General features: G+C 42.4%; 8 protein-coding genes. 6 read left to right on the top strand and 2 right to left on the bottom strand.

The features are described 5' to 3' along the window. Window positions 1–71: 71 nt before the first annotated feature. From ACK8HY_RS07050 to ACK8HY_RS07040, 3 genes are all read left to right on the top strand, one after another. Window positions 72–1,139, top strand: coding sequence for a PLP-dependent cysteine synthase family protein (locus ACK8HY_RS07050; RefSeq protein ID WP_416133213.1), 1,068 nt, complete (start codon window positions 72–74; stop codon window positions 1,137–1,139). A 123-nt stretch (window positions 1,140–1,262) separates the two neighbouring features. Further along, entirely contained in the window at window positions 1,263–2,942 is a 1,680-nt protein-coding gene (locus ACK8HY_RS07045) for a protein-disulfide reductase DsbD family protein (RefSeq protein WP_416133212.1), read from the top strand. A 282-nt stretch (window positions 2,943–3,224) separates the two neighbouring features. Further along, window positions 3,225–3,392 carry a hypothetical protein gene (locus ACK8HY_RS07040; protein WP_416133211.1) on the top strand — a complete coding sequence of 56 codons (168 nt, stop codon included), beginning with the start codon at window positions 3,225–3,227 and terminating at the stop codon, window positions 3,390–3,392. A 68-nt stretch (window positions 3,393–3,460) separates the two neighbouring features. Here ACK8HY_RS07040 and ACK8HY_RS07035 read toward each other — a convergent pair whose 3' ends face one another. Further along, complete coding sequence (locus tag ACK8HY_RS07035; protein ID WP_416133210.1) at window positions 3,461–6,058, bottom strand: DUF5686 family protein; 2,598 nt, start codon at window positions 6,056–6,058, stop codon at window positions 3,461–3,463. A 301-nt stretch (window positions 6,059–6,359) separates the two neighbouring features. After that, the gene (locus ACK8HY_RS07030) at window positions 6,360–8,048 is read right to left on the bottom strand and encodes an RluA family pseudouridine synthase (RefSeq protein WP_416133209.1); all 1,689 of its coding nucleotides are present in this window, start codon (window positions 8,046–8,048) and stop codon (window positions 6,360–6,362) included. 149 nt (window positions 8,049–8,197) lie between these two features. On the opposite strand from ACK8HY_RS07030, the gene ACK8HY_RS07025 reads away from it, so the two are divergent. From ACK8HY_RS07025 to glgB, 3 genes are all read left to right on the top strand, one after another. Continuing rightward, on the top strand, window positions 8,198–8,671 hold the full coding sequence (locus ACK8HY_RS07025) for a DNA starvation/stationary phase protection protein (RefSeq protein WP_343558763.1): 474 nt from the start codon (window positions 8,198–8,200) through the stop codon (window positions 8,669–8,671). 142 nt (window positions 8,672–8,813) lie between these two features. Further along, entirely contained in the window at window positions 8,814–11,273 is a 2,460-nt protein-coding gene (locus ACK8HY_RS07020) for a glycoside hydrolase family 31 protein (RefSeq protein ID WP_077432719.1), read from the top strand. A gap of 2 nt (window positions 11,274–11,275) precedes the next feature. Beyond that, window positions 11,276–13,234, top strand: a complete 1,959-nt coding sequence (gene glgB, locus ACK8HY_RS07015; RefSeq protein WP_416133208.1) for a 1,4-alpha-glucan branching protein GlgB — start codon at window positions 11,276–11,278, stop codon at window positions 13,232–13,234. Window positions 13,235–13,308: the final 74 nt, after the last annotated feature.

The raw sequence follows: 13,308 nt of genomic DNA, 5'->3' as shown, positions 1-13,308 counted from the left end.
AATAATGGTTATGTATTGAATAATATCTTGTTATTATTCAATTTTGCTACAGAATAATCATTTATATAAAAATGGCGGAACAAGAATTACTAAGTGCATGTTTATCCCCTGCGTTGGACAAAAGATTTAAGCATTTGTGGCGACTGGTTGGGAATACCCCCATGTTGGAATTGCAGTATACCTACAAAGGTAAGCCAGGTCGGGTATTTGTAAAATGTGAGAATTACAACTTGACAGGTAGTATCAAAGATAGGATGGCGCTATACATCTTGTATAAAGCGTATATGAATTGCCAGATCCGCCCAACGGATGTTGTAATCGAAGCGACGAGCGGAAATACCGGAATTGCTTTTTCGGCTATTGGTAAAGCACTAGGGCATCAGGTAAAGATCGTCATGCCAAACTGGCTAAGTAAGGAACGTACCGATATTATCAGAAGTATGGGGGCGGATATTCAGTTGATCAGCAAAGAAGAAGGTGGCTTTTTAGGAAGTATTCGTTTAAGTGAAGAGCTCGCGGCGGCGGGTGGTGTATTTCTGCCACGTCAGTTTGAGAATCAATATAATGCAGAAGCGCATGAGAAAACAACCGGCTATGAGATTGTGAAACAATTGGAGGAGCAGGGTTTGGTGGCAGATGCTTTTGTCGCGGGAGTGGGCACCGGTGGAACTGTTATGGGTGTAGGACGTAGTTTACGGAAAGCAAATCCAAATGTTCGTGTACATCCCTTGGAGCCAGCGGAAAGTCCAACTTTAACGACAGGACATAAAGTAGGTTCACACCGTATTCAGGGTATATCTGATGAATTTATCCCGGCTATCGTTGATCTGGATGAACTTGATGCAGTGGTCTGTGCCAACGATGGTGACTCAATCATTATGGCCCAAAAATTATCAAGACAACTGGGGCTTGCTGTTGGGATTTCCTCTGGAGCGAATGTTATCGGAGCGATTAAGTTACAGCAGGAGCTGGGGGAGGAAGCAGTCGTTGTGACGCTATTATGTGATGACAATAAGAAATATTTAAGCACGGACCTGGTAAAAGAAGAACCTGTTAAACCAGGATATCTATCCAGCGATGTTAATTTTCTGGGCTTTCAACCAATATGTAGACTACCGAATCCAGTATTTGGAGCCTAATAAGATTTAGTTTCATATGTTTATAGTTAACTCGGGGAGTATATTGCTCCTCGGGTTTTATTTACAGCAGAACAAATAATCAGTCTCCAGACAAATAAATTATGAAAAACACATTATACGCTGATGAAAACTAATTTTAAATTATTAACCCTTTTATTCCTGCTTATCTTTCCTATTGCTATGTTTGCGCAACAGGATAGTACAGCTAGCACGGAAGGTCTGGAATTTACGGACGGAACAATCAGTCCGGATTCTTTATCATTCGAAGAGTCACCCGATACCATGACAGCAAGTGTTGATTCAAGCAAAACGGTTGTTGCGACCAATAAGGTGGAAGAATCTACTGAAAACAGTAAAAAATCACTGTGGAGTATTTTTATCGCGGGCTTGGTTGGGGGCTTTGCGGCCTTATTGATGCCCTGTATATTTCCGATGCTTCCTTTGACGGTGAGTTTTTTCACCAAGCAGTCTGGTAGTCGCGCCAGTGGCATTAGCAAGGCCCTCTTATATGGTCTCTTTATTATCGTGATCTATGTTGCTTTAGGGATGATTATTACCATTGCCTTTGGTTCTGATGCACTCAATGCACTTTCAACCAACGGAATTTTTAATTTTATCTTCTTCTTGTTGCTGGTCGTATTTGCGGCCTCTTTCTTTGGTGCATTTGAAATTACCTTGCCCAGTTCTTTCGTTAATAAAATGGATGCTAAGTCAGACAAAGGTGGGCTCATCGGCCTATTTTTTATGGCCTTTAGTTTATCGCTGGTATCCTTTTCCTGTACCGGTCCGATCATAGGGACACTGTTGGTGGAAGCGGCGTCAAAAGGCGAGCGATTAGGCCCGGCCATCGGTATGTTGGGCTTCTCCATTGCTTTGGCTATTCCATTTGGTTTATTTGCCATGTTCCCATCAATGCTTAAATCACTGCCAAAATCGGGCGGTTGGTTGAACAGTGTAAAAGTGGTACTTGGATTTTTGGAATTGGCATTGGCTCTGAAATTTTTATCGAATGTGGACTTGGCTTATCATTGGAATTGGTTGGACAGGGAAGTATTCCTTTCTTTATGGATCGCCGTGTTTGGTTTGATGGGACTTTATCTGATCGGTAAAATTAAGTTTTCCCACGATAGTGAGCTTAAATTTCTATCTGTTCCAAGGACCATTTTAGCCATTGTTGTTTTTTCTTTTGTTGTGTATATGATTCCGGGTTTATGGGGGGCGCCTTTGAAGTCTATTTCAGCCTTTTTGCCGCCATCTGCAACGCAGGACTTTGACCTGTCTTCGGGAGTTGGCAGCGGTACGGCAGCCCATACGGACGGTAAGGTAAAAAAATATGCCGAGATATTCCATGAGCGTGGTACACCAAAAGGCTTTGATCCTTACTACGACTATGATCAGGCTTTAGCAACAGCGAAAGAACTCAACAAACCTGTATTGATTGACTTTACGGGATGGAATTGTGTCAACTGCCGTAAAATGGAGGCAAACGTATGGACAGATCCCGGAGTAGCTAAATTGTTGAAAGAGGAATTTGTTATGGCTGAATTATTTGTGGATGATAAAACCGAATTACCAGTCAATGAGCAGTTTGTTTCCAAGTACAGTAATAAAAAAATAAAGACTATAGGAAATAAAAACAGCGACTTCCAAGCCGCTGTATTTAACAGCAATTCCCAGCCTTTGTATGTCATCGTTGATCCAAATGGTCAGGTACTGGTTCCTCAAAGCGGCGCTAATTACGATGTTGAACAATACAAGGCATTTCTACAGAGCGGTGTAGATGCTTTCAAAAAGAGAAACTAACCATCGTCATATTCTAATTTTATCCTCCTTGCTGTTTGCAGGGGGGATTTTTTTTGTTCTTCCGTTCGGCTGTGTTTCGCTAGCGCGTCGACTCTGGATTGGCCCGGCTTCGGATGTTTATCGGGTATTATTCGGGACAGCTTCTGAACAGGGACGGGACAGCTTCGAGACAAGGACGGGACTGCTGCGGGATTTCTTTGGCAGCTGTTCGACAATTGTTCGACTGCTCATTGGCTTTTTCCCGAAGCCCAGTCGAAGGATTGTCGAAGCTCAGTCGAAGGAGTGTCGAAGAAATCCCGAAGGATAGTCGAAGCTGTTCCGACGATGTCTGCACCTTGTTACGTAGCTGTTCCGACGACTAGCCGAAGAATTGCCGAAGGTCTCCCGAAGGAATGTGCAGGGCTGATCGAAGGCCTGTCGAAGGATGCCACCAGAAGATGTCCCATATAAAAAAAGAGGCCCTGTCGTTCTCTCAATCGACAGGGCCCCAAAATTATAATATAAATTTACGGAAACTCTTAGAAATCAAACCTGACTCTGGCGCGGATTCCCCAAGCTGGAGCATCAACATGGTCAAGATAGTTCAGACGTTTGACGTAGTCTACACGCAAAATCTTAAAGATATTGGATAAACCGATACTGGCCTCCATATAAGGTTCAGAGCCGAATGTATATGAACTTTGGATTTGGTCTGCATTGCGTTGCCATGCAAATACTTTAGAACCATAATTTGGATCGTCTGGATCATTTTCTTTGCGAAGACCACCATAAACACCTTTGAAACTAAAGACCTCCCGTAATTTAAGCTTTTTGACCAATGGGATCTTATTCAATAGGAATCCGTTCATATAATACTGCACATTGATGGAGGCGTTGTGGTCACTGACAAATTCCAGGAAGTTCATCAGGTTGTACGAGTTTAACTGGTACGCATAAGTCTGGTTTGCCCGGTGGATCGTCAGGAAGGGGAATGGAATCTCTTTTCCGGCGATGTAGTTACCCTCAGCGGTCACATCAGCAAAACCAAATTGACTTAAGTAAAAACGTTTGAATGCACCGACGTTAAAACTATGGTAGTTATATTCTCCTTTTGCCAGACCTTTTATTCCTGCTGTATAATTGAACGTGAATATCGGGTATTGATTGAATATCGGTGTACGATAGATTTTGCCCTGATAAAATTCCTCATGTGGCGCGTATCTAAAGTTGACAGACAATTCGGTTGAATTTAGCTCATTGAACAATTTGTTTTGTCCATTTTCATCCAGCATCTGATAAGTCAGACTGCCTGCAGGGGACTGTTTATTGATATTAAATCCGGCACCGATCGTTAAATGGTTTAAGAATTCTTTTTTATACTCCAAACCATAATTGGTTTCGTAGATGTAGCGATCGTTGTCGCCACGTTTGAATGATAGCAAAAAGTTGTCCTCTTGAATAAATTCGAGTTTCTGTCCTGGGATCTTGGTGTCTTTTTTATACGAAGCCCGGATATAATGCATCGGGAAGGAGTATACAGACTTATTGTTAAAGGCATAGGTACCACTGAAAAAGTACTTCCACTTTTGGTCTTTGAATCCGTAGGCAGCATAGGTTTCTGCATAGAAACGTTTGCTCAGGGATTCCGTGGTACGACCACCCACACGCAGGCGAAATCCTTCCACAGGGTTAAAACTATAGAAGGTGTTCACCGGTCCGATTTCGACCGGTCCAGCTTGTTTATAACCCGAGAGAAGTAAGGCCGCAACGTCCATAAAGGTCCTGAATGAAGGAATTTTTTGAAGGGTATCAATATTGTGATAAATATTCAATTCATTCTGCGCCAGGGCCAACGGGCGTTGTGTTTCAAATAAGGATTTTGTCGCTTTCTTATTCTCGATATTGTATGCAATGACTGTAGAAGGACCATCATATAGACTATCAGGTTGCTGAATGCCGACTTTATAGTTGTTGTAGTCGACCGTCCGGCTACCACGGATCCCCATTCCTTTTTCTGTCAGTGAAAAGTCAATGCCTAAAGTGCTCGTTTTGAGGTAAAATCTGCTCTTGCTGTCTTTCTCAAATTTAAGCTGAATCTGAAGATCGCGCACAAAATTTAGGTTGATGTCATCGGCAACGGTCATATTCGCACCCTGAACCGCATAATTTCCGTCCAAAGTGACATATAGCTGCCCTTTAAATAACATATCTGCTTTATTGCGAGGAACAAAACTCAGTTCAACCAACCAGGGTTGAGAAGTTTTGATGGTGTCGGTAATAAAGAATTTATAAAATGTTGGAGCGGAGTTCGCAATTGGACTCAAAAATTGATTGGTGACCAATGAGATATTATTGTCGTAGATATCGACTTGCTCGTAAAGTTTGTTGAAATAAGACGATAGACCATCATTATCAATAAATTTGGGGTCAAATTGTGCCCGTTGATTACCCAGTATATATTGTTTGGTTTTGCTTGGATCTTTACGGTAGTACACTTTGGACATTTTCTCTTCGATAAAAGCCGGTAATACATATTTATTTGCCGTTTTTGCTGAATCGTCTGTTTCAAAAAGAAATTGATAATTTTTAAAGATTTTTTTGTTGACAAATTTCTCCGAAAGATTGCTTAAGCCAAGGGACATTTTCTCGTATTGATCAAATTCGGCGTATTGTTGTCCCGACAGACGGTTTTTCTCTTTATTTTCAATGACTTTACGGATCAGCGCGACCGCAGGATTGTCTTTGTTGCTGTATTTTTTCTTTTTGGCTTTAACAACGACTTCTTCCAGCATATTGTCCTGGGCATCCATTAGAATTTCCTTTGACTGCACAGCGTCATTGGTTACGAAAGCGTCCTTATTGTCATAACCGACATAACTTGCTCTGATTTTAACATAAGATGTTGGAAATACCAATCTAAATTCCCCATTGGCATTGGTCGAGGTGGAGGTTCCGGCAGAAGCTGGTGCGCCTACTACTGCCACGGTAGCGTAAGCAATGGGAGTCTTTGTCTTTGCATCTTTGACCGTGCCTGTAACCGTTTTGGTTTGCGCAAGGGCTATGGATGCTGATAGCAGTAATGTTATCGAGAAAAAGAGTTTAGTTATGAGGGATTTTGCGTTTAATTTAGCTTCCATTATATTGCTATAATCTTGAAAATTCAAAATTGTTTTCTTGTTTTTACTTTATTTTTGACTTTATAAGTATTAAAATCAAAAAATCAGTGAACAAAGGAAACAAAAAATTAAGAATATTTAAAATTTTATTGTAATGTAATATAGGGAATCGCTTTACTTTGATTGTTGTTTAAGATATTGTTTTTCAGGTGTTTGTAGTAAAATATTGATTTAGGTCAATAATTTATAACCCACATTTTGACTTCGCGATGATTTTCCGCTTCTCTATTTGCTGACTTTTGTAACGATATAGTCAATTCTGTTAAAATTCAGGTGGGATTTCAAAGCTGATTTCCTGTTTGGTACTTGGATGTATCAACTTGATAAAAGTTGCGTGGAGGTGTAATCTATCCGCTTTTTTGCCATAAAGATCGTCGCCGACAATAGGTGTGGCGAGTCCCTCTGGATGAACGGCATGCATACGAAGTTGATGTGTGCGGCCTGTTAAGGGATAGAAACGGATTCTTGTTTTATCACCTTCGATTGAGATCCGCTCCCACTTGGTCTGGGCTGGTTTGCCGTAGCTGTAACAGACCATTTGTCTTGGCCGATCATCGAGATCCACACGCAGAGGAAGGTCGATTAACCCGGATTCCTGTTCAACGATACCATCCAACAAAGCGATATATTCCTTGGCTATGGTATGTCGTATAAATTGATCCTGTATAAATTGATGGGCTTCTTTATTTTTGGCAACAACCAGCAATCCCGAAGTGGACATATCCAGTCGATGGATAATTATCGGACCTGCATTGGGATAGCGTTGGAGTACCCGATTGTAGACGGAATCTTTGACATATATTCCGGGGACGGATAAAAACTCGGCCGGTTTATTGAAAACAATGATATCTTCGTCCTCATAGATTTGTGGAAGTTCGGTGTGCAATGTCGTTTCCTGTTGCATGGGATTGGGGTCTACCTCGAGTCCCTGAAGCATATAACCTAAGATTGGTTCACATTTTTTACGGCAGGCCGGATAATAATTTTTATGTCTGCGGATTTCGGACGAAGGGGAGCAGCCCCACCAGAATTCGGCCAAGGCTATGGGTGTAAGGTTGTTGCTGTAGGCATATTGCAATAATTTCGGTGCGGCACATTCTCCGGAGCCCGCGGGTGGCGTGCTTTGGTCAAAGTCCTGAAAAATTGCAACAACATTCTTGTGCTGCCCAGTTGCGTCCAAAAAATTATATTGTTCAAAAAGCTGTTTTTGCAGATTTCCGGATCGCATCTTACGCTCTTCTTTTAATGCAGCAATGTCAGAAAGCAAGCCTTGGAGTTTAAGGTTTTCCGATTCCAGTGCCCGATGCATGTCATATTGATAGCGCTGAAGCTCCTGTTTGTCCTTGAGGCTCTGGCTGCGCATATCGTCCATCAGTATTTCGTAATCCTCATCCGAAAGGAGCGGACGTAATTTCGTCCGGGTTTCCTTGCGTTCTTTTTTCTGATTTCGGAGTTTTGTTTTGAGCAGGTCAAGCTGTGTGTTCCATTGATCTTTTAAAACGTTGAGATTGTGTTTTGTCCGCTCAAGCTCTTCACTGTTTTCAAGAAGTTCAATTTTTCTATTGAGGGCATTTAAATGTACTTCTTCGTTCAAAAAGAAGCCGTCCTCTTCCAACATATCAAATATGGGGGGGACAAAATAGCGGTGTTTGTTGCTGCCGGCAAGTTTTCCGGATACGGCGGCAAGATACCCAAGCCGATGCTGCTGATCGCGGACAACCAGTATGCCAAACATCTTGCCTATGGCAAGCCCTTTATTATTTTCTCCAAGGCCAAAGTTATGCTTCCATTCGTTTTGGATCTCAAGGTAAGCCTGAAGTTCTTCCGCGGCAGCAATGGCTAGTGGGTGTGGCTCATAGCAAAATGGAAAGGTAAATCGCAGGGGAAGTTCGATGTCCGAAATATCCGCCTTGAATGCATGAAAATAAGTGTTGTTGTCTAAAGTACCCACAGTCTTCCCTCTAATAATATTTTGTTGGCAAAAATACGGTTATTATGCTATTGAAATGACATTTTAATCTTAGTTTTTTTGGTATTCCCTGCTTTTTTGGGTAAATTTAACTAAGCAATGAAAAGATATAGTTAACAAATAAAAACAATATGAAAACTTCAATTGGAATTAAAGATGCAGACTTAAAAAAAGTTGCGAAATTGCTCAATGTCTTATTAGCCGATGAGCACATTATCTATATGAAAACACGCAATGCGCATTGGAATGTCGAAGGAGCTGATTTTCATGCTGCTCATTTATTTTTAGAGTCCCAATACGATGAGTTGGCAGAAGTTATTGATGAAGTTGCGGAGCGTGTACGTACCCTGGGACACTATGCGGTAGGTACATTTGATAAATACCTGAAATTAACCCGCTTGACAGAATCCACCTCGGAGAAGACAGATAGTCAATCTTATTATAAGGAATTATTATCGGATCATGAGTCTATTGCGATGTCCATTCGGGCGGATATTGCTGTCGTTGGTGATACCGCGGATAATGGTACGGAAGATTTTTTGGTGGGCTTACTGGAAAAACACGAGAAAATGGCTTGGATGCTTCGTGCTCATTTTTTAAAATAGCAGCGTTGAGATCCATTTGACATAAACAATCCCGCTCCTGTATAGGAACGGGATTTTTTTTTATGTTTTGTTGCCGGCGCGGGATAATTTTTCTATCTTAAAGAGGAATTAAGCCTACAGAAACTTTTAATATATTACAGCTATGCTTGAAGACGACAACCTAAATCAAACCACACTAAACGAGGAAGAACATGATGATACTTTGGAAAGTATGCATCATGTGAATAATCCGGTACTGGATTTGCCTAAAATTGAAAAGAAATACCTTGAGTCAGTTGTATCCCATCATCAAAATGACAAATCATACTATTTTTCTGATGGTAAGGCAAAAGTAGAGGTGAAAATCGTAACGGATGAGATCGTGCGTGTTCGACTTGCTCCACAGGGGACTTTTCTGGAGGATTTCTCTTATGCACTGGCAAAGAAAGACCATCGGGTCAGTATACATCAATGTAAAGAAGAGGTAGACCATTATAGTGTGCATACCAACACTATTTCCTGTCGCATCAATAAAAGTGATTTTTTGATTTCCTTTTCCGATCGAGCGGGTAAATTATTCAACGCGGATTTGGCGCCGATGCATTGGGAGGAGAGCCCGGATTTTGGGGGTTATTATGTCTATAATACTAAAGTTGCTTTTGAAAATGAAGCATTTTATGGACTGGGCGATAAGGCTACTAAGCTTAATCTGCGTGGCAAGCGATTAAAGAATTGGAACTCGGACACCTATGCTTTTGCTTATGACCAGGACCCCTTATACAAAACCATTCCTTTTTACATTGGACTGAAGGACGGTGAAGCTTACGGTATTTTCTTTGACAATACGTTTAAGACCTATTTCGATTTTGCTGCTGAGGATCCGGGAAAAACCAGTTTTTGGTCAGAGGGCGGAGAATTACAATACTACTATATCCATGGACCGCATATCATTGACGTGATCCGCAGGTACCATACCTTGACAGGAACACATTATTTACCACCACTTTGGGCAATCGGTTACCATCAATGCCGATGGAGTTATTATCCGGAAGCGAATGTGCGTAAGGTAGCCGAAGAATTCAGAAAAAGACAGATTCCCTGTGATGCCATTTATCTGGATATTGATTACATGGATGGCTACCGTTGTTTTACATGGAATAAACAATATTTTCCAAATCCCAAGAAAATGATCGCTGATCTTGCCAATGAGGGCTTCAAGACAGTGGTCATGATTGATCCGGGTATTAAGGTGGATGAAAACTATTGGGTATTTCGGGAAGGGAAAGAGAATAAATATTTCTGTCGCCGTGGGGATGACTATTTTATGGAAGGCTTTGTCTGGCCCGGGCGCTGTCAGTTTCCTGATTTTACCAACCCCGAAGTGAGACAGTGGTGGGGAACCTTATATCAGGGGCTGGTAGAAGATGGTGTCGCAGGCTTTTGGAATGACATGAATGAGCCGGCAGTTTTTGGCCGTGGGACTTTTCCGGATGATGTCAGACATCAATACGATGGGCATCGTGGATCGCACCGAAAAGCGCACAATGTGTATGGCATGCAAATGGTTCGTGCTACCTATGACGGCTTAAAGAAATTGTATAAAAACAAACGTCCATTTACCATTACACGAGCGGCTTATGCAGGAACGCAGCGGTATTCTTCGGTTTGGACCGGGGATAATTTAGCGAGTTGGGAACACCTCAAACTAGGTACCCTGCAGTTGCAGCGTTTGTCTACCTCAGGAATGTCTTTCTGTGGAACGGACATTGGTGGTTTTACCGGGGAGCCAGATGGGGAACTGTTCACACGATGGATGCAATTTGGTGTTTTTTCTCCGTTTATGCGTGTGCATTCAGCGGGGGATACCCGTGATCGCGAACCTTGGAGTTTCGGTGAGGACTGGGAGAAAATCAATAAAAAGTTTATTGAACTGCGGTACAAACTTTTGCCTTATATCTACACCTGTTTTTGGGAGCAAACGAAATATGGGTATCCGATTTTGCGTCCGATTTCAATGGTGGAGCAGCATATTCCTACGAATTGGCAGCGCGAGGAAGAATTCTGTTTTGGCGATAAGATATTGGTGTCGCCTGTGTTGCAGCCCGGTCAGACGAGCAAGGTGGTTTATCTGCCTGCCGGAGACTGGTTCTACTACTTCAATAATGAGGTTTATGTTGGCGGAAAAGAGCATACCATTGCAACTCCGCTGGATGAAATGCCGATGTTTATCCGTGGCGGTTCTGTCATCCCAGAATACCCGGTCATGCAATACACAGGTGAAAAGAAGGTCGAAGAACTACAGTTGAATATCTATTTTTCGGAAGGGGTACACCGTTCATATGTGTATTCTGATCATGGAGACACATTCGCATATGAACAGGATATCTATTTGGAAAAATGCTTTACAGTGTCCGGATTAAAAGATTCCCTGTCGATCAAACAGACCCGTGATGGATTATTTACCGAAAGATACGAAGAGTATAAGCTCCAGTTAATAGGTTTGCCATTTGCAGTTAAAAAAGTGAAAACAGATGGAATCGATACAAAAATACAACAGGATGAACAGGGGCGATATTGGATTAATGTCGCACGTGAATTTGAAAACATATTGATAGAGGGTTAAACATGGCCAATCAAGTAATACCGCATAGTCTTTTTTCGGAATTTGATGTTGCTCTGTTCCAGTCGGGCAGGCATTTCAAATTGTATGAAAAATTTGGTTCGCATGAACTGGAAGTAGAGGGTGAAAGAGGCGTTTATTTTGCGGTTTGGGCCCCAAATGCAAAATCCGTTTCCGTAACGGGAAACTTCAATTTCTGGGACAAAGGGAGCCACCCTTTAAATGTCCGCTGGGATACAAGTGGCATCTGGGAAGGATTTATTCCAGGCATTGCCAATGGTGAAACTTATAAATATTGTATTCAATCCTCTTCCGGAGAAGAGCTTGAGAAAGGTGACCCTTTCGCATTCAGATGGGAGGTAGCACCCAAAACGGCATCCATTGTTCATTCTAATTGGTATGAATGGAATGATGGAAACTGGATGAAGGAGCGTGTTGTAAAAAATAGACTGGATCAACCTTGGTCGGTCTATGAACTGCATCTGGGCTCATGGGCGAGAGATCCGGAGAGCCCGGACACCTTGTTGAACTATCGGGAGATTGCTGTGCAGCTCGTTGCTTATGTCAAGGAAATGAATTTTACGCACGTAGAATTTATGCCACTGATGGAGCATCCTTATTATCCTTCCTGGGGATATCAGATCACGGGCTACTTTGCAGCGAGTTCGCGTTACGGTTCTGCACAGGATTTAATGTACCTGATCGAAGCGTTACATGAAGCGGGAATTGGGGTATTATTGGATTGGGTACCTTCACATTTCCCTGGCGATGCGCATGGACTTCATCGCTTTGACGGCACATGTCTTTATGAACACGAAGATCCACGAAAGGGCTTCCATCCGGACTGGCAATCGTATATTTTCAATTATGGCCGTAATGAGGTGCGCTCTTTCCTGATCAGTAATGCTTTTTATTGGTTGGACCGTTTTCATATCGATGGGCTTCGTGTGGATGCCGTTGCTTCGATGTTGTATCTGGACTATAGCCGGAATGCCGGTGAATGGATTCCGAATGAATTCGGCGGTAATGAAAATCTGGAGGCGGTACAATTTCTGAAGGAATTTAATGAAGCTGTTTATGCGCATTTTCCCGACGTACAGACCATTGCCGAAGAATCAACCTCTTGGCCGGGTGTGAGTAAGCCGACCTATGCAGGTGGACTGGGCTTTGGGATGAAATGGATGATGGGATGGATGCATGATACCCTGGATTATTTTAAGGAAGATCCGATCAACAGGAAGTACCATCACGATCGCATCACATTCGCAACAGTATATGCTTTTCATGAGAATTTTATGCTCCCGCTCTCGCACGATGAAGTCGTCTATGGAAAACAGCCTCTAATTTATAAGATGCCTGGAGATGAGTGGCAGAAATTCGCCAATCTAAGGGCCTTATACTTATTTATGTATACATTCTTAGGAACGAAATTGTTGTTTATGGGGGGAGAGTTTGGGCAAACGTCTGAGTGGAATGTGAACCAGTCACTCGACTGGCATCTGCTGGAATTTATGCCACATCAAGGGATGAAAAGGTTCGTGGCCGATTTAAATGCAACTTATCAGCAACAACCCAGTCTCTATCAAAAGGCTTTTGATGCCTCGGGCTTCGAATGGATAGATGCCGGTGACCGTGAAAATTCAATCTTGGTTTATTGGCGTAAGGCGTTTGACTCCTGGGATGATACGGTGGTTGTGATTAACCTGACGCCTGTTGTCCGTGAACATTTTCGTATCGGACTGCCTTATGCCGGCGTATGGGAAGTGGTTTTGAGCTCGGATGATCTTGCATATTTTGGTTCAGGAGTCAGCAGTCAACATGTGGAAACGGAACACCTGCATTGGATGAACCGTGCACAGTCGGCCCAGGTCGATCTTCCACCACTCGGGGGGTATATCCTTAAGCGGAAGAAGGAGCTGAGAGAAACTGTTCCTGTAAAGCCAGCGGAACGTATTCCCGTCTAAGATGCTGTTCTCGTAGTAGAAGTTGATTAAAATAAATTTAAATAACATAAGCTCCATCTGAACGATGGGAAAAA

Origin of the sequence: Sphingobacterium sp. NGMCC 1.201703, assembly GCF_047784615.1 — a bacterium.
Lineage (GTDB): Bacteria > Bacteroidota > Bacteroidia > Sphingobacteriales > Sphingobacteriaceae > Sphingobacterium.
The sequence above is the reverse complement of the archived record's forward strand: the minus strand, read 5'-3'. Positions and strand labels throughout refer to the sequence as shown.